The sequence below is a fragment of the Microbacterium sp. NPDC055502 genome (assembly GCF_053643635.1).
The window spans coordinates 868,913-889,901 of sequence record NZ_JBSHKJ010000001.1 but is presented as its reverse complement, the minus strand read 5'-3'; the positions used below and the strand labels follow the sequence as shown (position 1 = coordinate 889,901).

The 20,989-nt window shown below is 70.5% G+C and carries 22 protein-coding genes; 13 read left to right on the top strand and 9 right to left on the bottom strand.

The genetic code is table 11. The features are described from left to right. Positions 1-9 precede the first annotated feature (9 nt). The gene (gene purB / locus ACWH95_RS04445) at positions 10-1,392 is read right to left on the bottom strand and encodes an adenylosuccinate lyase (protein WP_136032033.1); all 1,383 of its coding nucleotides are present in this window, start codon (positions 1,390-1,392) and stop codon (positions 10-12) included. Between the two features lie 23 nt (positions 1,393-1,415). After that, positions 1,416-1,937 carry a low molecular weight protein-tyrosine-phosphatase gene (locus ACWH95_RS04440; protein WP_205812681.1) on the bottom strand — a complete coding sequence of 174 codons (522 nt, stop codon included), beginning with the start codon at positions 1,935-1,937 and terminating at the stop codon, positions 1,416-1,418. A 140-nt stretch (positions 1,938-2,077) separates the two neighbouring features. Here ACWH95_RS04440 and ACWH95_RS04435 point away from each other — a divergent pair, with 140 nt between their 5' ends. Both ACWH95_RS04435 and ACWH95_RS04430 read left to right on the top strand, forming a co-directional pair. Then, positions 2,078-2,347: a hypothetical protein gene (locus ACWH95_RS04435; RefSeq protein WP_136032036.1), complete on the top strand. Its 270-nt coding sequence runs from the start codon at positions 2,078-2,080 to the stop codon at positions 2,345-2,347. Beyond that, entirely contained in the window at positions 2,335-3,618 is a 1,284-nt protein-coding gene (locus ACWH95_RS04430; protein WP_378803002.1) for a hypothetical protein, read from the top strand. The genes ACWH95_RS04435 and ACWH95_RS04430 overlap by 13 nt, the downstream gene beginning before the upstream one ends. Positions 3,619-3,643: 25 nt before the next feature. On the opposite strand, the gene ACWH95_RS04425 is transcribed toward ACWH95_RS04430, so the two are convergent. Beyond that, positions 3,644-4,264 (bottom strand): hypothetical protein, encoded by a 621-nt coding sequence (locus tag ACWH95_RS04425; protein WP_454120260.1) that lies wholly within the window; start codon positions 4,262-4,264, stop codon positions 3,644-3,646. Between the two features lie 61 nt (positions 4,265-4,325). Beyond that, entirely contained in the window at positions 4,326-4,730 is a 405-nt protein-coding gene (locus ACWH95_RS04420; protein ID WP_136032042.1) for a phage holin family protein, read from the bottom strand. Positions 4,731-4,782: 52 nt separating this feature from the next. Here ACWH95_RS04420 and ACWH95_RS04415 point away from each other — a divergent pair, with 52 nt between their 5' ends. The 4 genes from ACWH95_RS04415 (at position 4,783) to ACWH95_RS04400 (ending at position 9,428) form a co-directional block, all read left to right on the top strand. Further along, positions 4,783-5,850 (top strand): histidinol-phosphate transaminase, encoded by a 1,068-nt coding sequence (locus ACWH95_RS04415; protein WP_454120259.1) that lies wholly within the window; start codon positions 4,783-4,785, stop codon positions 5,848-5,850. A gap of 96 nt (positions 5,851-5,946) precedes the next feature. After that, on the top strand, positions 5,947-7,074 hold the full coding sequence (locus ACWH95_RS04410; protein ID WP_454120258.1) for a thiamine pyrophosphate-dependent dehydrogenase E1 component subunit alpha: 1,128 nt from the start codon (positions 5,947-5,949) through the stop codon (positions 7,072-7,074). A gap of 11 nt (positions 7,075-7,085) precedes the next feature. Continuing rightward, complete coding sequence (locus ACWH95_RS04405; RefSeq protein ID WP_168387233.1) at positions 7,086-8,051, top strand: alpha-ketoacid dehydrogenase subunit beta; 966 nt, start codon at positions 7,086-7,088, stop codon at positions 8,049-8,051. Positions 8,052-8,075: 24 nt separating this feature from the next. Continuing rightward, positions 8,076-9,428, top strand: coding sequence for a dihydrolipoamide acetyltransferase family protein (locus ACWH95_RS04400; protein WP_136032052.1), 1,353 nt, complete (start codon positions 8,076-8,078; stop codon positions 9,426-9,428). A 152-nt stretch (positions 9,429-9,580) separates the two neighbouring features. Here the strand turns inward: ACWH95_RS04400 and ACWH95_RS04395 are convergent, their stop codons facing one another. Beyond that, entirely contained in the window at positions 9,581-10,450 is an 870-nt protein-coding gene (locus tag ACWH95_RS04395) for an SDR family oxidoreductase (protein WP_454120257.1), read from the bottom strand. Between the two features lie 23 nt (positions 10,451-10,473). Here ACWH95_RS04395 and ACWH95_RS04390 point away from each other — a divergent pair, with 23 nt between their 5' ends. Together ACWH95_RS04390 and ACWH95_RS04385 are read left to right on the top strand one after the other, a co-directional pair. Next, the gene (locus tag ACWH95_RS04390; RefSeq protein ID WP_136035300.1) at positions 10,474-10,956 is read left to right on the top strand and encodes a MarR family winged helix-turn-helix transcriptional regulator; all 483 of its coding nucleotides are present in this window, start codon (positions 10,474-10,476) and stop codon (positions 10,954-10,956) included. Continuing rightward, positions 10,953-11,579, top strand: a complete 627-nt coding sequence (locus tag ACWH95_RS04385; RefSeq protein WP_136035299.1) for an NAD(P)-dependent oxidoreductase — start codon at positions 10,953-10,955, stop codon at positions 11,577-11,579. Before ACWH95_RS04390 ends, ACWH95_RS04385 begins: the two co-directional genes overlap by 4 nt. Before the next feature lie 115 nt (positions 11,580-11,694). Here the strand turns inward: ACWH95_RS04385 and ACWH95_RS04380 are convergent, their stop codons facing one another. The 3 genes from ACWH95_RS04380 to ACWH95_RS04370 are packed head-to-tail and all read right to left on the bottom strand — an operon-like array spanning position 11,695 to position 13,530. After that, positions 11,695-12,144 carry a MarR family winged helix-turn-helix transcriptional regulator gene (locus ACWH95_RS04380; RefSeq protein ID WP_136032060.1) on the bottom strand — a complete coding sequence of 150 codons (450 nt, stop codon included), beginning with the start codon at positions 12,142-12,144 and terminating at the stop codon, positions 11,695-11,697. Positions 12,145-12,174: 30 nt separating this feature from the next. Continuing rightward, complete coding sequence (locus tag ACWH95_RS04375) at positions 12,175-12,504, bottom strand: NIPSNAP family protein (protein ID WP_447653363.1); 330 nt, start codon at positions 12,502-12,504, stop codon at positions 12,175-12,177. Between the two features lie 9 nt (positions 12,505-12,513). Beyond that, complete coding sequence (locus tag ACWH95_RS04370; protein WP_454120256.1) at positions 12,514-13,530, bottom strand: quinone oxidoreductase family protein; 1,017 nt, start codon at positions 13,528-13,530, stop codon at positions 12,514-12,516. 164 nt (positions 13,531-13,694) lie between these two features. Between ACWH95_RS04370 and ACWH95_RS04365 the strand changes: the two genes are divergently transcribed. Further along, the gene (locus ACWH95_RS04365; protein ID WP_454120255.1) at positions 13,695-14,780 is read left to right on the top strand and encodes a serine hydrolase domain-containing protein; all 1,086 of its coding nucleotides are present in this window, start codon (positions 13,695-13,697) and stop codon (positions 14,778-14,780) included. A 16-nt stretch (positions 14,781-14,796) separates the two neighbouring features. Here ACWH95_RS04365 and ACWH95_RS04360 read toward each other — a convergent pair whose 3' ends face one another. After that, on the bottom strand, positions 14,797-16,017 hold the full coding sequence (locus ACWH95_RS04360) for an ROK family protein (protein WP_206252290.1): 1,221 nt from the start codon (positions 16,015-16,017) through the stop codon (positions 14,797-14,799). A gap of 100 nt (positions 16,018-16,117) precedes the next feature. Here ACWH95_RS04360 and ACWH95_RS04355 point away from each other — a divergent pair, with 100 nt between their 5' ends. The 4 genes from ACWH95_RS04355 to ACWH95_RS04340 are packed head-to-tail and all read left to right on the top strand — an operon-like array spanning position 16,118 to position 20,986. Further along, positions 16,118-17,443: an ABC transporter substrate-binding protein gene (locus ACWH95_RS04355; protein ID WP_454120254.1), complete on the top strand. Its 1,326-nt coding sequence runs from the start codon at positions 16,118-16,120 to the stop codon at positions 17,441-17,443. Continuing rightward, a complete protein-coding gene (locus tag ACWH95_RS04350) occupies positions 17,440-18,378 on the top strand; it encodes a carbohydrate ABC transporter permease (protein ID WP_205814395.1) in 939 nt (312 codons plus the stop codon). The genes ACWH95_RS04355 and ACWH95_RS04350 overlap by 4 nt, the downstream gene beginning before the upstream one ends. Continuing rightward, positions 18,378-19,256, top strand: a complete 879-nt coding sequence (locus tag ACWH95_RS04345; protein ID WP_136036820.1) for a carbohydrate ABC transporter permease — start codon at positions 18,378-18,380, stop codon at positions 19,254-19,256. The genes ACWH95_RS04350 and ACWH95_RS04345 overlap by 1 nt, the downstream gene beginning before the upstream one ends. A 38-nt stretch (positions 19,257-19,294) precedes the next feature. After that, positions 19,295-20,986 (top strand): glycoside hydrolase family 13 protein, encoded by a 1,692-nt coding sequence (locus tag ACWH95_RS04340; protein ID WP_454120253.1) that lies wholly within the window; start codon positions 19,295-19,297, stop codon positions 20,984-20,986. The last annotated feature ends 3 nt before the right edge of the window (positions 20,987-20,989 follow it).

The following is a 20,989-nucleotide window of genomic DNA, read 5'->3' as shown; positions in this document are numbered from 1 at the left end:
CGCGCGGGCTCAGCGGGCGAGGCGCTCGGCGATACCCGTGTAGGTCGCGGGGGTCAGGGCGAGCAGGCGCTGCTTGGCGGCGTCGCCGATCTCCAGACCCTCGACGAATGCCGCGAGCTCGGCCGCGCCGACGCGGTGCCCGCGCGTGAGCTCCTTGAGCAGCGCGTACGGGTCGGTGATGGTGGAGCGCCCGGCGACCACCTCGGCCCGGATGACCGTCTGGATCGCCTCGGCCAGCACCTCCCAGTTGCCGTCGAGGTCGGCGAGCAGCACGTCGCGCGAGAGCGAGATCGCGTTGAGTCCCCGGCGCAGGTTGTCGAGCGCGAGCAGCGAGTGCCCGAACGCGACACCGATGTTGCGCTGCGTGGTGGAGTCGGTGAGGTCGCGCTGCAGGCGGCTCGTGACGAGGGTCTGCCCGAGCGACGCGAACAGGGCGCCGGAGATCTCCAGGTTCGCCTCGGCGTTCTCGAAGCGGATCGGGTTGATCTTGTGTGGCATGGTCGACGAGCCCGTGGCACCGGCGACCGGGATCTGCGCGAAGTAGCCGAGCGAGATGTACGTCCAGATGTCGGTGGCGAGGTTGTGCAGGATGCCACCGGCGTGCCGCACGCGGTCGTAGAGCTCGACCTGCCAGTCGTGCGACTCGATCTGCGTCGTCAGGAGGTTGAAGCCGAGCCCCAGGCCCTCGATGTACTCGCGGGCGATGGTGGGCCAGTCGGCGTCGGGGTCGGCGGACAGGTGTGCCGACCAGGTGCCGGTCGCGCCGGAGAACTTCGCGAGGTAGTCGGTGCCGGCGATCTGCGCACGGACGCGCTCCAGCCGCCACGCGAACACCGCGAGCTCCTTGCCCATGGTCGAGGGCGTGGCGGGCTGGCCGTGCGTGCGGGACAGCATCGCGGCGTCGGCGTGCTCGACCGCCAGCTCGCGCAGCTTCGCGATCACGGTGTCGAGGGCCGGGAGCCAGACCTCCTCGACCGCGCGCTTGACGGTGAGGGCGTAGGAGGCGGAGTTGATGTCCTCGCTCGTGCAGGCGAAGTGCGTGAGCTCGGCGATCGCGTCGAGTCCGAGCGTCGAGAGACGGTCGCGCACCAGGTACTCCACGGCCTTCACGTCGTGCTGCGTGACGGCCTCCTTCTCGGCGAGCCAGTCGATCTCGGCCTGGCCGAAGTCGCGGTACAGCGCGCGCAGGCGCTCCTTGTCGGCGTCCGACAGCGGGCTCGTCTCGAAGAGCGAGCGGTCGGTGAGCGCGATCAGCCATTCCACCTCGACCTCGACGCGCGCGCGGTTGAGCCCGGCTTCGGAGAGGAAGTCGGCGAGTCCGGTGACGGCACCGCGGTAGCGACCGTCGAGGGGGCTCAGGGGCTGCGGCGGGAGCGAGGGCTGGAAAGTCAGGGGAGTCCTCCTGATCGGGCCCCTCAGAGTCGGGGCGTGCGGGGCGGGCGCAGAGCGGGTTCGAGCTGGCGGAACAGCCCCCGCGTGGCGGTCTCAATCATACCGAGCACCGAATCGAACATCTCGGCGCCCGCGTAGTAGGGGTCCGGCACGTCGGGGCTCGGCGCGTTCGGGTCGAACGAGAGCAGGAGCGTGACCTTGCCCTCCTCGTCTTCGTCGCGCGCCCACTCCCGCAGGATGCGCTCGTGCGTGCGGTCGAGCGCGACCACGAGGTCGTTCTCCGCGAACGACGCGAACGTGAACTGCTTGGCGCGGTGCTGCGAGCCGTCGTAGCCGCGGCGCGCGAGCGAGTCGATCGTGCGGTGGTCGGCGCGCTCGCCCAGGTGCCAGTCGCCCGTGCCCGCGCTGCGCGAGACGATCCGCGCGCCGAGGCCCTGGCGTTCCGCGAGGTCGCGGAACACGACCTCGGCCATGGGGGAGCGGCAGATGTTGCCCGTGCAGACGAAGATCACGCGGAAGGGATCCTGGGCTGTCACGGTGACCATTCTGCCGGTCGGGGCGCCTCCTGCACAGCGGCGGCCTCCCGGGACCCGCCCTTCCTGCACGTCTGTGCATCCGCGCGATCTCTTCACGGGCGCTGCGAACCGGGTCGGGAGCCATGTCGGCACCGGCGCAGGGTGGAGCCATGACCGCGTTCACCGCCACCACCTTCGACACTCCACCGCACGTCTGGGCCCGCATCCGCGCCTCGAGCCATCTGGGCGATGCGCTGCACGCGCTGAACGATGCCGTCGGCACGCTGCGCGCGGTGGTCGACGACACGGCGTGGGAGTCCGCAGCGCTCCGGGCGCTGCACGAGGGGATCGAGCGGCAGCACCACGCCGCGTCTGCCGAGGTCGAACGGCTCCGCGGTGTGCGCGACCACTGCCTGGGAGGCGACCGGTGGGCGGGCTGAGCATCGACCACGGCGGAGTGATCGCGGTCGACACCGAGGAGCTGCGGGCCGTGGCTGCGCGGATCGCCGCGGCCGCGGGGGCGTGCGGACGAGCGGCGACGGCGGTCGAGCAGGCCCGAGTCGCGGTGTCGTCCGATCCCGAGGCCTTCGAGGGGGTGCCGCTCCCCGCGCTGCGCGCCGCGGCCCAGGTGCTGCACGAGGTCGCCGCCGAGCTCGCACACGCGGCGGACGGAGCGCGACGCACGGCCGACGTGTTCGAGATCGTGGAGCTGCGGGCGAAGGTCGAGGCGCTCGCTCACACGGATGCGGGCGCGGCCACGGCGGCGCAGGCTCGGCTCGACCGTCTGCTCGCCGCCGACCCGGCTCTCGGCCTCGTCGCGACCGCGCTCGTGCTGCAGTGGACGACCCGTCCGCTCCTCGGCCCCGGGCTGCTCCTCGGCGGGCTCGGGCCGTCGGTGGCTCCGGCGGCGGCGGTGACCCAGTTGCTCGGCTCGACCACCGGTTTCGCGAAGGTGCAGCCGGGGGAGCGCCTCCGGGGTCACGCCGATCCGGTGCGCGTGACGGCGGTCGCCCGGTCCGCGCCGCGGGCTCCTGCCGACCTCACCGCGGCGCTGCGCCGTCTTCCGGAGAGCGGCGGCGCCCAGGTGGCCGTCGAGCGCTACACGATGAAGGACGGTGCGACCCGCTACGTGGCGTATCTCTCCGGCACGCGGTCGGTGTCGCTCGCGCCGACCGGGACGGAGCCGTGGGACATGCGCTCGAACGTGCAGCTGTACGCCGGTACGCGGTCGGCGTCGTACCAGGCGACCCTCGATGCGCTCGCAGCGTCGGGGGCGCAGCCCGGGGATCGTGTGGACGTCGTGGCGTACTCGCAGTCGGGCATGATCGCCGCGCACGTCGCGATGGAGAGCGACTTCGACGTGGAGCTGCAGATCACGGCGGGCAGTCCGTCGGAGCCGACGCTGGACGACGATCAGACGCTCGTGCAGCTGCGCCATGCCGACGATGTGGTCTCCCGGCTCGCGACGGGCGGCTCCGCTGAGGGCACGGGTTCGGCCGACAGCTTCACGGCCAGCAGGCTCGTCGAACCGCTGCCCGGCCCGGACGATCTGGGACTGGGGTCGCACGGGATCGAGGAGTACGAGGAGACCGCCCGCCTGGTGGACGCGTCGTCTGACCCGCGCGCCGAGGCCCTCGGCCGGTACTGGACCGAACTGGGCGAGGCCACCGAGGTGGAGCGTACGGAGTACCGTGCCGAACGCGTCGGATGAACTGCTGCGGTCCGCCACGGTGCGGCTAGGCGAACGCGAACGACTCCACGAGCGCGTACCCCTGGTCGTTCGACACCCGCACGGTGAAGTCCGTCTGCGGGGCGGGGTAGGGCAGGGCGCGCTCCTCGCCGGGCGCCAGCACCACGGTGTCCGTGGACTCGGGGCTGCCGTCGCTGCCCAGGTCGAACGCGACGGTCACGGTCATGGGCGCCGTCGAGTCGTTGCGCACGTGCACGGTCAGCACGCCGGAGCCGTCGTCCGGGTCGATCCGCGCGGTCAGTCCGAGCGGAGCGCAGTCGAGCTCCACGCGCTGCTGGAACCGGAGCCCCTCGTCGGTGCTCGCGCGGATCGTGTATCCGCCGTTGGGCACGAGCCCGAAGCCGAACGGGCGGGTCTCCCCCGGGGAGAGCAGGGGGCCGGGGCCCGCGTCCGGCTGAGCGCCGTCGGCGGTGAGCTCGAGGTACGTCTGGAGGGGATCCGCGGTGTCGTTGCGCAGCATGAGGGTGATGCGGTCGGCGGACTCGCACGCGGTCACGGTCCAGGCCGTCAGCTCCGGGGTCGCGCTCGCCGCGGCGACCGGGGCCGCGGCAACGGCCGCGACCACGGGAACACTCCAGGCCGCGGCGACCACGGCGCGCCGCGTCACGCCCGCCGCCGCATCTCGTCCCTGCCGCTCGCCGAGGGGCTGCGGCTCGAACGGCCCCACGTCAGTCGCGGCGCGAGCGCTTGCTCTGCGGACGCAGGATGGCGCCGAAGATCCCGTTGATGATCGAGATGATCAGGGCGGCCAGCACGCCCCACCAGAACGAGCCGACCGACAGCCCCCAGCCGAAGCTGCTCGTGATCCAGGCCGTCAGCCACAGCAGGAAGCCGTTGATCACGAAGCCGATGAGCCCGAGCGTGAGGATGTACAGCGGGAAGGCCACGACCTTCACGACCGTGCCGATGATGGTGTTCACCAGGGCGAAGATCGCGCCGACCGCGAGCAGCGTGAGCACGAGCTGCAGGGTCTCTCCCGGGGGGAAGGCGGTCACGGTCACCTGAAGGACCGGGATGAGGGTGACGACCCAGATGGCGAAGGCATTGACGACGACGCGGATGATGAAGCGCATAGTCCGTTCAGTGTCCCACGGCGACCGCGAGCTGTCAGCCTAGACTCGACGCGTGACCGAGCCCATCCTGCCCCGCATCCGTCCCGCCATCGCCGCCCTCGCGCCGTATCGGCAGGGGAAGCAGGCGGGGCCCGAGGCCTTCAAGCTGTCCAGCAACGAGAACCCGTTCGAGCCGCTGCCCTCGGTCGTCGACGCGCTGCAGCGCACCACCCCGATCAACCGCTACCCGGACGCCACGGCCGGGCGGCTGCGGGAGCGTCTCGGGGCGCGCTACGGCGTGCGGCCCGACGAGGTGCACGTCGCCTCGGGGAGCGTGTCGATCCTGCACCAGCTGATCCTCGCGACCGCATCGGCCGGCGACGAGGTGGTCTACGCGTGGCGGTCGTTCGAGGCGTACCCGAGCCTGCCGCTCGTGGCCGGGGCGACCGGCGTGCAGGTGCCGCTCACGGCCGATGCGCGGCACGACCTCGACGCGATGGCCGCGGCGGTGACCGACCGCACGCGCGCCATCATCCTGTGCACGCCCAACAACCCGACCGGCCCGATCATCACGGCGTCGGAGTTCGACCGCTTCATCGACCGCGTTCCGGCCGACGTGCTCGTGATCCTCGACGAGGCGTACGCCGAGTTCGTGACCGCACCCGACGCCGTCGACGGTCTCGCCGCCCGCGTGTTCGAGCGGCACCCGAACGTGGTCGTGCTGCGCACCTTCTCCAAGGCGTACGGCCTGGCCGGTCTCCGCGTGGGCTACGCGATCGGGCACGAGAAGGTGCTCGACGCGGCACGCACCACGGGTATCCCGCTGTCGGTCACGTCCGCCGCCGAGAGCGCCGCGATCGCCAGCCTCGACGCCGAGGACGAACTGCTCGAGCGCGTCGCGGTCATCGTGGAGCGCCGTGAGCGCCTGGTGGCCGGGCTCCGCGCGCTCGGCTGGGACGTGCCCGACTCGCAGGCCAACTTCGTGTGGCTGCCCACCGGGGAGCGCACCGACGAGGTGGCCGCCGCTTTCGTGGCCGCCGACCTCATCGTGCGGCCTTTCTCGGGCGACGGGATCCGCATCTCGGTCGGCGAGGAGGAGTCGCTCGACCGCGTGCTGGAGGCCGCCGCAGCGCAGCGCTGACACCCCGGGATCCGCGGAATCTCGGGCTTCCGCGAAGATACGAGGGGGCCCTAGGTATGCGTGACCCGGAATGCCGGCACGGGTAGCGTGGGGCCCGTGAGCACCCCAGAGACCCCCCTCGTACGCGTGCTGGACGAGACCGGAAAGGTCGCGCCCACGGCGGAGGCCGAACAGTATCTGCCGCTCGTCGAGGCGATCCCCGACGCCGAGCTCGAGCAGTTCTACCGCGACATGGTGAGCATCCGGGCCATCGACACCCAGGCGACGAACCTGCAGCGCCAGGGGCAGCTCGCCCTCTGGCCCCCGAGCCGCGGCCAGGAGGCGGCGCAGGTCGGCTCCGGTCGCGCCGCCCGCGCGCAGGACACGATCTTCCCGTCGTACCGTGAGCACGCGGTCACGCGCATCCGCGGCGTCGACCCGCTCGACATCATCAAGCTGATGCGCGGTGTCTCGCACGGCGGCTGGGACCCCACCGAGCCGAAGAACGGCAACACGCGGCTGTACACCCTGGTGCTGGGCTCGCAGGTGCTGCACGCGGCGGGCTATGCGATGGGGGTCGCGTTCGACGGACGCTCGGGCACCGGCGACCCCGAGCGGGACGAGGCCGTCATCGTCTACTACGGCGACGGAGCCTCCAGCCAGGGCGACGTGCACGAGGCCATGGTCTTCGCCGCGAGCTACCAGGCTCCGACCGTGTTCTTCCTGCAGAACAACCACTGGGCGATCTCGGTGCCCGTGACCACGCAGTCGCGCGTGCCGCTCGTGCAGCGCAGCGCCGGATACGGCATTCCCAGCGTGCGCGTCGACGGCAACGACGTGCTCGCCAGCTACGCGGTGTCCCGCGTGGCGCTCGACGAGGCCCGGGCGGGCGGCGGTCCGCGCGCGATCGAGGCCGTGACCTACCGGCTGGGTGCGCACACCACGAGCGACGACCCCACCAAGTACCGCGGCAACGACGAAGAGCTGATGTGGGAGGGACGCGACCCGATCGTGCGCATGCGCGCGTTCCTGGAGAATCGCGGCGCCTCAGCGCGGTTCTTCGACGAGGTCGACGCGGAGGCGGCCGACGCCGCGGAGGATCTGCGCGCGCGCACGGTGACCCTCGGCATGCCCGACCCCGACGAGATGTTCGACCACGTGTACAGCGACCCGCACCCGCTGATCGATCAGCAGAAGGCGTGGCGTGCGCAGTACGAGGCCTCGTTCGAAGGAGACGCCCGGTGACCCTGGAGACGATGCCGCTCGGCAAGGCGCTGAACGCGGGGCTGCGCAAGGCGATGGAGGACGACCCGAAGGTCCTCCTGATGGGTGAGGACATCGGGAAGCTCGGGGGCGTGTTCCGCATCACCGAGCACCTGCAGCGCGACTTCGGCGACCGGCGGGTGCTGGACACGCCGCTGGCGGAGTCGGGCATCGTCGGCACAGCGATCGGCCTGGCGATGGCCGGGTTCCGTCCGGTGGTCGAGATCCAGTTCGACGGGTTCGTGTTCCCGGCGTTCGACCAGATCACGACGCAGCTCGCGAAGCTCACCAACCGCCACGCGGGTTCGCTCAGCCTGCCGATCGTGATCCGCATCCCCTACGGCGGCCACATCGGCGCGGTCGAGCACCACCAGGAGAGCCCGGAGGCGTACTTCACGCATACCCCCGGTCTGCGCGTGGTGTCGCCGTCGACCGCGAACGACGCGTACTGGATGATCCAGGAGGCGATCGCGTCGAACGACCCGGTGATCTTCCTCGAACCCAAGAGCCGGTACTGGCCCAAGGGGGAGGTCGAGCTCGACGCGTCGGCCGTGCCGCTGCACTCGTCCCGGGTGGTGCGCACCGGCAGCGACGTCACCCTCGTGGGCCACGGCGCGATGGTCACCACGCTGCTGCAGGCCGCGGCGCTCGCGGAGGCCGAGGGCACGAGCTGCGAGGTCGTCGACGTGCGGTCGCTGTCGCCGGTCGACTACGACCCCATCCTGGGCTCGGTGCGCAAGACCGGTCGCATGGTCTACGCGCAGGAGGCTCCCGGTCACACGAGCCTCGGCAGCGAGATCGCGGCGACCGTGATGGAGCGCGCGTTCTATGCGCTCGAGGCTCCCGTGCTGCGGGTGTCGGGTTACGACACGCCGTTCCCTGCCGCCAAGCTGGAGGGCGCGTACCTGCCGGATGCCGACCGCATCCTCGAGGCCGTCGACCGCTCCCTCGCCTACTGAATCCGGTCCACGAGAGGATCACGCATGAGCACGCAGAACTTCCCCCTTCCCGATGTCGGTGAGGGTCTGACCGAGGCGGAGATCGTCGCGTGGAAGGTGGCACCGGGCGACCGGGTCGCCATCAACGATGTGATCTGCGAGATCGAGACCGCGAAGTCGCTGGTCGAGCTGCCCTCTCCGCACGCGGGCGTCGTGGGTGAGCTGCTCGTCGACGAGGGAGCGACGGTCGAGGTCGGGACCCCCATCATCACGTTCGTGACGGATGCCCGCGACGACGCCGGTCCCGGCGCCGTCGTCACGGCCGAAGCACCCGCTCCCGAGGAGGGTGGCGGCTCGGTGCTGGTCGGCTACGGTTCGGGGGGCGGGGCGACGTCGCGCCGCAAGCGTCCGGCCGAGCGCCCCGTGCGGTCGTCGGTGGGCGTGATCGCGAAGCCGCCCATCCGCAAGCTCGCCCGCGACCTCGGCGTCGACCTCACCACGGTCACCCCGACGGGTGCGGACGGCGAGGTCACCCGGGACGACGTGGTGAAGCACGCCTCGCAGGCCAGCGTGTTCCGCAACATCGAGACGCCCGAGTGGGGGAGTGTGCGCGAGGAGACGGTGCCCGCTCCATCGGCGGCGCCGTCCGGGTTGGCGCGGGGCCTCACGGCCACCCGGCCCTCGGCGGCGGGCGACGACCGCACCGAATCGATCCCGGTGAAGGGCGTGCGCAAGGCCACGTCGTCGGCGATGGTGCAGAGTGCGTACTCGGCACCGCACGTGACGGTGTGGAAGGAGGTCGACGCGACCCGCACGATGGAGCTCGTGAAGCGCCTCAAGGCGTCGCCGGACTATGCCGACATCAAGGTCTCGCCGCTGCTGCTCATGGCACGCGCGGTGATCTGGGCGGTGCGACGCACCCCGATGGTGAACGCCGCGTGGATCGATACGGAGGCCGGGGCCGAGATCGCCGTCCGTCACTACGTGAACCTGGGCATCGCGGCCGCCACGCCGCGCGGCCTGCTCGTGCCGAACATCAAGGACGCCCAGGACCTCAGCATGAAGGAGCTCGCCCGAGCCCTGAACCGGCTGACGCTGACGGCGCGGGAGGGCAAGACGCCTCCGGCCGACCAGCAGGGCGGCACCATCACCATCACGAACATCGGTGTGTTCGGGATGGATGCGGGAACGCCGATCATCAACCCGGGCGAGGCGGGCATCGTGGCGATGGGCACGATCAGTCAGAAGCCGTGGGTCGTCGACGGTGAGGTGCGTCCGCGCTGGGTGACCACGGTCGCCGGCTCGTTCGACCACCGTGTGATCGACGGCGACGGCATGAGCCGCTTCGTCGCCGACGTCGCCTCGGTCCTGGAGGAGCCCGCGCTCCTCGTGGACTGATGTGAGACGGCGCCGAGCTCTGAGCGGTGGAGGGCTTCATCGCGGGAGACGAGCTGCGCGTCTCGGTCAGGGAGGTGTCGCGCTCCGGACGATCAGGATGCGCGGGTCGTCCGCCCGTCGTCGGCGCTCAATCGACGAGACCTCAGACGTCGTCAGCGCACCCAAGCGGCGCGTTCGCGGTCCGCGAACTGCCGGAACGTCGTGGCGGGTCGTCCGGTCAGTCGTCGTACCGATCGGTTCGGGAAGGCGGAGACGTTGAAACGGACGACACGGTAGATCATCTTCTGCACGTCGATGTAGTCCTGCGGGTAGCCTTCCTCGGCGAGCCGAGCGAGGTACTCGTCCTCGCTCGGCCGGAGGTACCGGATTCGACGGCCGAGAACGTCGGAGAGGATCCGGGCGACGTTGCGATAGGTGAGGGTCTGCTCTCCGTTCAGCGTGTACTTCTTGTTGTCGTGCCCCGGCGAGGTGAGCACCGCGGCAGCGACCGCTCCGATGTCGTGTGCGTCGATGAATGCCGTGAAGGCGTGTCCGGCTGGCAGGAAGATCTGATCACGGTCGCGGATGTCGTCGCGGTATGTGGTCGAGAGGTTCTGCATGAAGAAGTTCGGACGGAGGAACGTGTACGGAGCACGGATTCTCTCCAGGTACTTCTCCACGCGGTAGTGCGGAACACCCTTGTTGTGCTCCACGCCCTGTAGTGAGAGGAACACGATCTGACGGATGCTGAGACGCCTGGCGGCGTCGATCAGAGGAAAGAGGTACCGCTCGACGTTTTCGATCGGTGGCGGACGCATGAGGAATAGGCGATCGCACCCTTCGAGGGCCTCTCGCATCGCGTCGGCGTCGCCGCCGAAGTCGAACACTCGCGCCTCTGCCCGCGGCGGCAACTGCTCCGCCGCGGAATCGCTGCGGACGGCGGCGACGACGCGCTCACCCTTGCTGAGGAGGCCGGAGGCGACGGCAGCGCCTACCGAGCCCGTCGCGCCGGTAACGAAGACCCCTGCTCTGAGCTCAGACATATCTGTATGATACAACTATACGCATGGACCTGGCCAGGATCGATGATGCGTTGCTCGCGATGCGCCGGATCTGGGCTCCGACGACCTCCGGGCGCCCGGCTCGCGGCGCGTCGCCGACCGTCGACCTCTCGACGGTGCTCCTCGTGCATGCCGTGGGCGAGGGCGAAGGTGTCCTGACGGTCACCGAGGCCGCGGAGCGTCTGGGAGTCACACCGACGACAGCGAGCCGGTTGTGCGCTCGCGCCGTCGACGGGGGCTATCTCGACAAGGTGTCCGCCGTCGCGGATGCTCGTCGGCGCGGACTCACGTTGACCGAGAAGGGTCGGCGGCTGCGGCGAGAGTCCGAGACCTTTCGCCTCGAGTACCTGCAACGTGTGCTCGAAGGGTGGACGTCCGACGAGGTCCACACCTTCTCCGTTCTCCTTTCTCGTTTCGCCAGCGTTGTTGCCGTGAACCCGCCGACGCCGCCTCCCCCTTTCCTGAACAATGAAGGAGCTTCCTCATGAAGGTCGCTGTTCTCGGCGGTACCGGCCGCACCGGATCCCTCCTCGTCGACGACCTTCTCGAAAGGGGACAGCAGGTCGTCATGCTCGTGCGGGACGCGAAGAAAGCGGCAATGGTCGCCGACCGCGTGACCCTCATCGAGGGTGATGTCCGCGATCCTGACGCTGTCGCCCGCACCATCGACGGTGCGAACGCCATCGCTTCAGCGCTGGGTCCGGTAGGCAAGGACGCGACGCTGCTGCGCGACACGGCCGGCATCGTGACGTCCGCCATGGCTGAGGCCCATATCAGCCGCTACGTCGGTATCAGCGTGGCCGGCCTCACTCTTCCCGCGGACCGCAAACGTCCGCGTGACAAGGTCATCTCCTGGCTGTTGAACCGACTCGGGGGCGAGCTCGCGAAAGACAAGATCGAAGAGTATTCGGCATGGGCGCACAGCGGCCTGGACTGGACTCTCGCCCGCGTGCCCCGGTTGATCGACGGACCGCTCAGCGAGCTCGACGTTGACCCGCATGTATCGGGGAGGCGGACGACGCTCACGCGTGCCAATCTCGCCCGCTTTCTCTGCGATGCCGTCGTGGACGGCGGCTACTCACGCTCGGCCCCGTTCCTCAGCGACCGCTGAGACGCCTGCCGCCGGCCAGCCAGAGGTCCCAGCCGAGGAAGGACGTCTGATTCGGTGTCCGCGCTCAGTGAGTCGCTGGTGCGCTCGATGTAGACCAGAACGCGCGTCCTTGCGGTCACGAGAACACTGACGGGTCTCCCGCCGGCGGGAGCGCTTTGCGCAGGAGCGCGGTGAGGAGCTCCTGCTCCTCGTCGGACAGTCGCGCGAGCGCCTCCCGTGCGAACGAGAAGGCACGCCCGAAGTCGCGGTCGAGAGCGTCGCCCTTCGGGGTGCGGGCCACCATCCGGACGCGCTTGTCCTCGGCGGCGGCCTCTCGGTAGGTGAGGCCCGCGCCGTCGAGGCGACGGACGATCTGCGTGATGTTCGACGCGTCGCACTCGAGCTCGACAGCGAGCCCGCCCATCGACCGGGACCGGGAGAGCCGCCCGAGGACGCACGCCTGGGCAGCGCTGAGTCCGACGGATTCGGCGGCGCGGTCGAAGGCCTGCTCGTACGCGTTTACCAGGTCGAGGAGAAGCTCTTCGGCCTCCGAGGTCCCGGTCGCGACGCGGTGGGTGACTGCCATGCCCCGATCCTAAACGCTTGAGGCGATCAATCAACCGCGGAGCTCGGGAGCCTCGGCGGGCAGCAGCGGGCGCATGAAGGTGCGCTCGTAGCGGAGGACGCAGCCGCTCTCGTCGCGGATCCGGTCCGCGGCGATGAACTCCGGATCGACGCCGAAGCGCTGCCGGTAGACCTCGTAGGCTGCGAGCGAGGGGAACGTGAACAGCGCCAGCGCCTCGTCGCTCTTCCCCTCCGACGGCAGGAAGTACCCGTGGTGGATGCCGCCGTGGCGAGTCACGAGATCCATCCACGCGCGGGCGAACCTCTCGAATGCCTCGATGCGGGCGGGGTCGACCGTGTACGTCACGACGCAGGTGATCACGGACACACCTTACGGCCGACCCGCGACCGCCGGCGGGAGGAGCCCGTGGTCGCGGATGATCAGCGCCAGTTTGCCGACGTAGTGATCGCGGAGCGCGCGGTGGGCATCCCGCACCTGCGACAGCGGGAATCGCCGGGCGACGTGGGGCGTGAACGACCCCGACTCGATGACGGCGTTGAGGCGGTCGAGCGCGGCTCGCGAGCGGTCGCCGTCGAACGAGAGGATCGGCACGGCAGGCGCGGTGACGGGCAGCGGATGGACTCCGTGCGGCCACGCCACCCGCCCCGACGGCGCGAGGGCCTGCAGGGCGCGCTCCGCCATGGGGCCGCCCGCCGTGATCAGGGCGCCGTCGATGCCGTCCGGGGCGAACTCCTTCGCCGCGACCAGTACGTCCTCCGCGCGACCGTCGACGACCGCGTCGGCACCCTGCTCGCGCGAGAGGGCGACACCATCCGCGCCGGACGACGCCGCGAGCACCCGCAGGCCACGCTGGCGTGCCAGCTGCACCGCCATGTGCCCCATGCCGCCGCTGGCGCCGAACACCAGGAGCGTCTGTCCGCGGTCGAGGTCGAGTGCATCGAGGCCGCTCTGCGCGGTGAGGGCGTCCCACGCCATCACGCCCGCCTGCTCGAGGGACAGACGCGCGGGTACGTGCGCGACGTGCTCTTCGTCGACGACGCCGTACTCTGCGTAGAAGCCCCCGCGGGGCACCGGGGTGGATGCCGCATAGACCCGATCGCCGACCGCGAAGCGCGTGACCTCGCTGCCGACCGCCGCCACGGTCCCCGCCGCGTCCCACCCGAGCACGTAGGGAAAGCGCGACGGGATGCCGAAGACTCCGTCGTAATCGCCGCGGCGCTCGACCGCGTCCCACGAGGCCACGGCGGCGACGTGCACACGGAGGAGCACGTCGCTCGGGCCCATCTCGGGGACGGCGATCTCGCGCGACCGGAGTTCGTCCTCGTCTCCGAACCGGTCGAGCACGATCGCGTTCATGCGCGGGGGAACGGTCGGCGATGCGGGCATGGGTGCTCCTTTACTTGAGTGACTCAACTACATCACAAGTGCTTGAGCCGATCAAGCACTGACGCCGACCCTTCATGCGGGTCCCCCTGCCGGTGGATGTGCGTGCCCGCGGGCCCTCCCTACGGTGGAAGCACAGCGCACGACCACACGGCAGGGGATGATCGATGCAGCGCAGCGAGGGGTTCGGAGACCCGGCGACGGAGCTGGCGACGCTCGCCGGCTCGGCTGAGGCTTCCGTCGCGGCAGCCCTCCGCGGAAGCTCCGGGGAGTGGACGCAGGTGGCCTATCCGGTGGAGGCGACACGCGCGCGCTTCGAGATCGGCTCGGTGAGCAAGGCGCTCACGGGCTCCCTGTTCGGCGTGCTCCTCGCCGCCGGCGACGTGGACGCGGAGCGGCCGATCGACGACGCGCGCGGTGAGCGCCTCCCGTGGCGAGGGGCCGCGCCCACGCTGCTCGACCTGGCGACCCATCGCTCCGGACTGCCGAACACGCCGCGGCGGCTCGTGCGGCGCGAACTCGCCACCGCGCTGGGGTTCAGCGTCAAGGACCCGTGGCGCGGTGTGGACGACGACCACTACCGCGAGCTGCTGTCGGCCAGCGCCGGACGCGCGCGTCGAGACGGCCGCTTCCGCTACTCCAGCATGGGCGTCGGGCTCCTGGGCGACGCACTCGCCGCGGTGACCGGGGTGCCGTTCGCGGAGCTGATGCGCGAGCGGCTCCTCGATCCGCTCGGCATGACCAGGACCGGACTCGATCGGCCGACCGCGGGTCCGGATGTGGTGGAGCGGCCCACGAACGGCAAGGGCGTCGGGCTGCCCTACCTGAAGGACGCGATGCCGGCCGCGGGCATGTACGCCTCCACGCTCGACGACCTGCAACGGCTGGCGGACGCGTTGCTCGGCCCGGCGCCCGTGGAGGTCGCCGAGGGACTGCGCCTGGCCGTCACCCCGCACCACCGCCTCAAGGACGACCTGCAGCTCGGGCTCTGCTGGTTCCTGGTGGGCTCGGGTCCGGCGCCCGTGATCGAGCACACCGGGGGCACCTGGGGCTCGCAGGCTCAGTTCACGGTGCAGCCGGGCACCGGCCGGGCGGTCGTCGCGCTCACGGCCACCCCTCGCCGCATCGACTCCTTTGCCGCCCGCTACCTGGCCGCCGGAGCGTCGGCGGTCGAGTCGCGCGCGGACGAGACCGCCGAGGCGCACACTCCCGAGCCGCCGGAGGCGACGGCGGCGTCGCCCCGCACCCCGTGACCTGGGCGGTCGCGCTCTAGGCGGTCGTGCGCAGGCGCCGGGCCGCGAGCAGCGGGACCGCGTGCTCCCGGGCGGCGCGGCGGGCGGTCGCGACGGCGCCCACCGACACGACCTCTGCACCGAGCGACGACGCGAGGATCTCGGGCGCCGGCAGGTGCAGTTCCGCGGGGAGGATGCGGCGGGCGGCGGCGAGCACCGGCTCCACGCTCTCGGCCACCGCGCCGCACACGATCACGCGGGCGGGGTCGTACATGCTGCCGAGCACGCCGACCACACGGGCGACCGTGGCGCCCACCCGCTCGGCGACCCGCAGCGCGTCGGGGTCGCCGGAGGCGGCGAGGGTGAGCACGAGCCGCGGCTCCACGGGGCCGTCCGCCACGAGCCGTCCGAGGGAGCCGTCGGTCGCGGCCTCTCCCGACTCGACGGCGGCGCGTGCCTGGTCCTGCAGGGCATAGCGGAGCCCGAACGCCGAGCCGACGCCGACGATGTGGTCGAACACCACGCCCTCGCCCACGCCGCCGTGGGCCCCGTGCAGCACGTGCCCGTCGACGACGACTCCGCCGCCGAAGCGTTCGCTGGCGAGAAGGGCCACGTAGTCGCGGCAGTCCTGCGCGGCGCCGAGCGTGCCCTCGGCGATCGCGGCGAGCTGGGCGTCGTTCTTCACCTCGACCACGGGTGCCCAGTCGCGCAGGGCCGCGGCGAGGCCGGGGTTGGTGCGCTCCCAGAAACCCTGGGGGTGCGGCGGGGAGATGCCGTCGCGGTCGACCGGGGCGGCGACGCCGACGCACACCGCGAGCACGTGGTCCGCGTCGACCCCGGCCTCGCTGCGGGCGGCCTGCATCCGCTCGACGATCGTGGCCCGGCGGGCCTCGGCGCTCTGGGTCGGGTCGAGCTCGGTGCGGTGATGCACGAGCGTGCGGTCGAGCGGGTCGGCGACCGTGACCGCGAGGTGGGTGTCGCCCGCGTCGACGCCGATCACCACGCCGAGGTCGGGGGAGAGGGCGAACCGTCGGGCGGGGCGTCCGGCGCGGTAGTCGCCCGTGGCCCTGGCGTTGGGCAGCTCGCGCAGCACCTCGGCGCCCACGAGGGTGTCGATCGCGTCGATCGCGGTCGAGCGGGTGAGGGAGGTGCCGGCCATGGCCTCGGTGGCGGTGAACTCGCTGGCGGTCCAGGCGAAGTCGAGGACGGCGCCGACGCTCGCGCGCCCGGTGCCCAATCCCGCCGAGACCTCCGCCACTCCCCTTGACCTTTCTGTCGCCCAGATGAGACAGTACCTCCTGACGGACTAGATTCGCTCACTAGATTTAGTCCCCAGATCTACCGACGGAAGGACAACGGTGTCTGCACGACGAACACGCCCGCTGCGCGGGATCGCCGGAGCGCTCGGCCTGGTTCTCGCCGGCGTCGCGCTCACGAGCTGCGCGGCAGGGGACGGGCCGGAGACCATCCGGTTCACCTTCAGCAAGCGCGAGGCCATCCCGTTCATGACCGACCTGGTCGCGGACTACAACGCCTCCCAGAACGACGTCCGCGTCGAGATCGACACCTCGGGCGTCGACGTCGTCTCTGCCAGCTTCGTCCGTGGCAACCCGCCGGACATCATGCTCGCGAACTACAACTACGAGGTCGCCCGGTTCGTGCAGCGCTGCGCGCTCACCGACCTCTCCGACACCGAGGCCGCGGCGGGCATCCGCGACGACCTGCAGCCGCTGATGGACCAGTACGGCTCGTGCGAGGGCCGAACGAGTGCCCTGCCGTACTCGGTCATGGCCGCCTCCGTCATCTACAACACGCAGATCTTCGACGAGCAGGGGCTCGAGGTGCCGCAGACCTGGGACGAGCTGATCGCCGTGTGCGACCAGCTGCGCGAGGCGGGCATCGACCCCTTCTACGGCACCTTCAAGGACGACTGGACCGTGGCGCAGGGCTGGTACGACTACGCGGTCGGCGGTTCCCTCGACGTGCTCGAGTTCTTCGACGCCCTCGCCGCCGAGGGTACCGACGTGGGTCCCGACTCCGAGGTCTCGTTCCAGAAGGACTTCGCCGAGCCGATGGACAAGATGATGCAGCTCGCGAACGACTACACCAATGAAGACGCCCCGAGTCGCGGCTACGGCGACGGCAACCTCGCCTTCGCGAAGGGCGAGGCGGCGATGTACCTGCAGGGGCCGTGGGCGTTCAGCGAGATCGCGAAGACCGCTCCCGATCTGCCCCTGGGCACCTTCCCGCTGCCCATGACCGACGATCCCGACGACCTCGCGGTGCGGGTGAACATGGACCTCGCGGCGATGATCCCCGTGGAGTCCCGGCACCAGGAGGCCGCCCGCGACTTCCTCGAGTACCTCTACCTCCCCGAGAACATCGAGGAGTACAACGCCTCGCAGCTCGGATTCACCCCGACGACCGACGCGGCAGCGCCGGACGACCCGCGCATCGAGGGCATGATCCCGTACTACGACGACGGCAAGATCTACCAGGGCCCGTCCGTGCTCGTTCCGAAGACCCTGCCGATCTTCAACTATGCGCAGGCCATGGTGCTCGGCGCCGCGCCGTCGTCGATCCTCCGCACGATGGACGCCGACTGGGCCCGTATCGCCTTCCGCGCTCCCATCCCGACCTCGCAGGATTCCGCATCGGCCGAGACAGAGGAGTCCGCGCCATGACCACCACCACCGCCACCGACACCGGTGCCAGCACCACCGCGATCGTGACGGGCGGCGAGCGGAAGCTCCGCCGGCACACCCGCCGCGTCGAGCCGATCTACTACCTCTTCCTGCTGCCGACCCTGGTGATCTTCACGCTCGCGATCACCGTCCCCGGCGTGATCGGCATCTTCTTCAGCTTCACCGACTCGATCGGCATCGGTGAATGGAGCTTCAACGGCCTCACCAACTACATCGCCCTGTTCAGCGATCCCGCGATCCTGCAGAGCTACCTGTTCACGTTCGGCTTCTCCATCGCGACCGTGATCGTGGTGAACGTGATCGCGTTCCTCCTCGCGGTCGGGCTCACCTCCCGCATCCGCTTCAAGACCGGACTGCGGACGATCTTCGTGATCCCGATGGTGATCTCGGGCATCATCATCGCCTACGTCTTCAACTTCCTGTTCTCCAACTCGCTGCCCGCGGCGGGGGCCGCGACGGGGATCGAGTGGCTGCAGACCAGCCTGCTCGCCAACCCCGACCTCGCGTGGGTCGCGATCGTCATCGTCACCGCGTGGCAGGCCGTGCCCGGCACGCTGCTCATCTACATCGCCGGTCTGCTGTCGGTGCCGGGCGAGGTGTACGAGGCGGCCAGCATCGACGGGGCCAGCCGCACGCAGCAGCTCACCCGCATCACCATCCCGCTCGTCGCCGGGTACGTCGTGATCAACGTGATCCTCGGGTTCAAGGGCTTCCTCAACGCCTACGACATCATCGTCGGCCTCACGAACGGCGGTCCGGGCACCGCCACCCGCAGCGTGGCCATGACGATCATCGCGGGCTTCAACGGCGGCGACTACGCCTACCAGATGGCCAACGCCACGATCTTCTTCATCGTGGCCGTGCTCATCTCGGTCTTCCAGCTCTCGCTGACCCGCGGAAGGAACACGTTCTGATGACCACGCAGACCCTCACCACGGCCCCGGCCGGCGGCCGGAAGAAGCGCGAGAAGATGGAGCGCGTCAACTGGTCGGGCACCATCATCCTGATCCTCTGCACCGCGACGGTCCTCATCCCGCTGTACGTCACGATCTCGATGGCGTTCAAGACCACCGGTCAGGCCGTCGACGGCAACGCGTTCTCGTTCCCCGCGCCGTTCAGCTTCGACGGATTCGTGCAGGCCTGGAACCTCACGAAGTTCCCCGTCGGTGCCGGCATCTCCCTGCTCGTCACGGCGGGAACGGTCGTCGCCACGATCGTGCTCGCGGCCTTCGCCTCGTACGCGATCGTGCGCAACTGGGACCGCCGGCTGTTCCGGTACTCCTTCTTCTACCTGCTCGCGGCGATGTTCATCCCCTTCCCTGTCGTGGCGCTGCCGCAGATCCAGCTCACCGGACGCGTCGGACTCGACAACCCGTTCGGCGTGATCATCCTCGCCACGATGTTCCAGCTGAGCTTCAGCGTGCTGCTGTTCACGGCGTTCCTGCGGTCGATCCCGATCGAGCTGGAGGAGAGCGCCCGCATCGACGGGGCGACCACGTGGCAGACCTTCTGGCGGCTGATCTTCCCGCTGCTCGCGCCCATGAGCGCGACCGTCGGCATCTTCGCGTTCCTCTACGCCTGGAACGACTTCATGATGCCGTCGCTCATCATCTCCGACCCGGCACTGCAGACGCTGCCGGTGCGGCAGAACCTCTTCCAGAACCAGTTCAGCAACAACTACAACGTCGCCTTCGCCTCGTACCTCATGGCGATGGCCCCCGCGATCGTCGCCTACCTCTTCACTCAGCGCTGGGTGATGGAGGGCGTCACGCAGGGTGCCGTCAAGGGCTGACGCCGACCACCGCAAGAAAGCAAGGAGTTCCACCCCTCATGACCGATTCGCTGCTCACCGAGACCCGCGAAGACGACAAGACCGCGACCTGGTGGCGCCAGGCCGCCGTCTACCAGATCTACCCCCGCAGCTTCGCCGACGCCGACGGCGATGGACTGGGCGACCTCCCCGGCATCGTCTCCCGTGCCGACTACCTCGCCGAGCTCGGCATCGACGCGGTGTGGCTGAGTCCCTTCTACCCGTCCGAACTCGCCGACGGCGGCTACGACGTGGCCGACTACCGCAACGTCGACCCGCGCCTGGGCACGCTGGCCGACTTCGACGCGATGGTGGAGGCGCTGCACGCGCGCGGCATCCGCGTCGTGGTCGACATCGTCCCCAACCACACCTCCGACCAGCATGCGTGGTTCCAGGAGGCGCTCGCCGCGGGGCGTGGGTCGGCCGCGCGGGAGCGCTACATCTTCCGGGAGGGCACGGGGCCCGACGGTGCGGAGCCGCCCACCGACTGGATCTCGATCTTCGGTGGCAGCGCCTGGGAGCGCGTAGCCGACGGTCAGTGGTACCTGCACAACTTCGCGGTCGAGCAGCCCGACCTCAACTGGGACCACCCCGAGGTGCGCGCGGACTTCCTGACGACACTGCGCTTCTGGTCGGACCGCGGCGTCGACGGGTTCCGCATCGACGTCGCCCACATGCTCACGAAGGACCTCACCGAGCCGCTGCCGTCGCGCGCCCAGCTCGACGCGATGGACCGCACCTCGGGCACCCACCCGATGATCGACCGCGACGACGTGCACGAGATCTACGCCGAGTGGCGTCGGGTGTTCAACGAGTACGACCCGCCGCGCACCGCCGTCGCCGAAGCGTGGGTGGAGACGCCGGAGCGCCGGGCGAAGTACGCCTCCGCGGAGGGGCTGGGCCAGGCGTTCAACTTCGACCTGCTCGTGGCCGACTTCGATGCGGGCGACTTCCAGCGCATCATCGCCGACAACCTCGCCCAGGCGCACGCGGCAGGGTCGTCGACCACCTGGGTGCTGTCCAACCATGACGTGACCCGCCACGCCACGCGGTACGGCCTTCCGCCGCTGCGCGGTCGCGCGGTGAAGCAGGGCACGGAGTGGGTGCGTGCCGGCGGCCCGGAGGACGGACTCGACCGGGAGGGCGGACTGCGTCGGGCGCACGCCGCGACCCTGCTGTTGCTCGGCCTCCCCGGCAGCGCGTACCTGTATCAGGGCGAGGAGCTCGGGCTGCACGAGGTGGCCGACATCGCGCCGGAGCAGCGGCAGGACCCCGGGTTCTTCCGCGGGGCCGACTTCGATGGTCTCGGTCGCGACGGGTGCCGTGTGCCCCTGCCGTGGACGGCGTCGGGCAGCTCGTACGGGTTCGGCGAGGGCGGCGCGCATCTGCCTCAGCCGGCGTGGTTCGCCGCGGCTGCGGTCGAGGTGGAGGATGCCGACCCCGGTTCCACGCTCAACCTCTACCGCGAGGCTCTGCGGCTGCGGCGGTTGCTGCAGACCGGCGAGAGCCTGGAGTGGAGGGAGACGGGTCGTGCGGACGTGCTGCGGTTCCGTCGTCCGAACGGCTGGGAGGTCGTGACGAACTTCGGCACGGAGCCTTTCGAGCTCGGAGCGGCCGCGGAGGACGCGGTGCTGTCGACCGTGGCGCTGGACGGCTCCGCGCTGCCCGCGGAGGCGACCGCATGGATCGCGCCGCAGGGGCTCGTGGGGTGAGTC

Excerpts from the sequence above, each read along its gene's own strand:
- ACWH95_RS04440 (WP_205812681.1), bottom strand. The coding sequence starts at position 1,937 with ATGGTCACCGTGACAGCCCAGGATCCCTTCCGCGTGATCTTCGTCTGC.
- ACWH95_RS04435 (WP_136032036.1), top strand. The coding sequence starts at position 2,078 with ATGACCGCGTTCACCGCCACCACCTTCGACACTCCACCGCACGTCTGG.
- ACWH95_RS04420 (WP_136032042.1), bottom strand. The coding sequence starts at position 4,730 with ATGCGCTTCATCATCCGCGTCGTCGTCAATGCCTTCGCCATCTGGGTC.
- ACWH95_RS04405 (WP_168387233.1), top strand. The coding sequence starts at position 7,086 with ATGCCGCTCGGCAAGGCGCTGAACGCGGGGCTGCGCAAGGCGATGGAG.
- ACWH95_RS04400 (WP_136032052.1), top strand. The coding sequence starts at position 8,076 with ATGAGCACGCAGAACTTCCCCCTTCCCGATGTCGGTGAGGGTCTGACC.
- ACWH95_RS04395 (WP_454120257.1), bottom strand. The coding sequence starts at position 10,450 with ATGTCTGAGCTCAGAGCAGGGGTCTTCGTTACCGGCGCGACGGGCTCG.
- ACWH95_RS04390 (WP_136035300.1), top strand. The coding sequence starts at position 10,474 with ATGGACCTGGCCAGGATCGATGATGCGTTGCTCGCGATGCGCCGGATC.
- ACWH95_RS04385 (WP_136035299.1), top strand. The coding sequence starts at position 10,953 with ATGAAGGTCGCTGTTCTCGGCGGTACCGGCCGCACCGGATCCCTCCTC.
- ACWH95_RS04380 (WP_136032060.1), bottom strand. The coding sequence starts at position 12,144 with ATGGCAGTCACCCACCGCGTCGCGACCGGGACCTCGGAGGCCGAAGAG.
- ACWH95_RS04370 (WP_454120256.1), bottom strand. The coding sequence starts at position 13,530 with ATGCCCGCATCGCCGACCGTTCCCCCGCGCATGAACGCGATCGTGCTC.
- ACWH95_RS04365 (WP_454120255.1), top strand. The coding sequence starts at position 13,695 with ATGCAGCGCAGCGAGGGGTTCGGAGACCCGGCGACGGAGCTGGCGACG.
- ACWH95_RS04350 (WP_205814395.1), top strand. The coding sequence starts at position 17,440 with ATGACCACCACCACCGCCACCGACACCGGTGCCAGCACCACCGCGATC.
- ACWH95_RS04345 (WP_136036820.1), top strand. The coding sequence starts at position 18,378 with ATGACCACGCAGACCCTCACCACGGCCCCGGCCGGCGGCCGGAAGAAG.
- ACWH95_RS04340 (WP_454120253.1), top strand. The coding sequence starts at position 19,295 with ATGACCGATTCGCTGCTCACCGAGACCCGCGAAGACGACAAGACCGCG.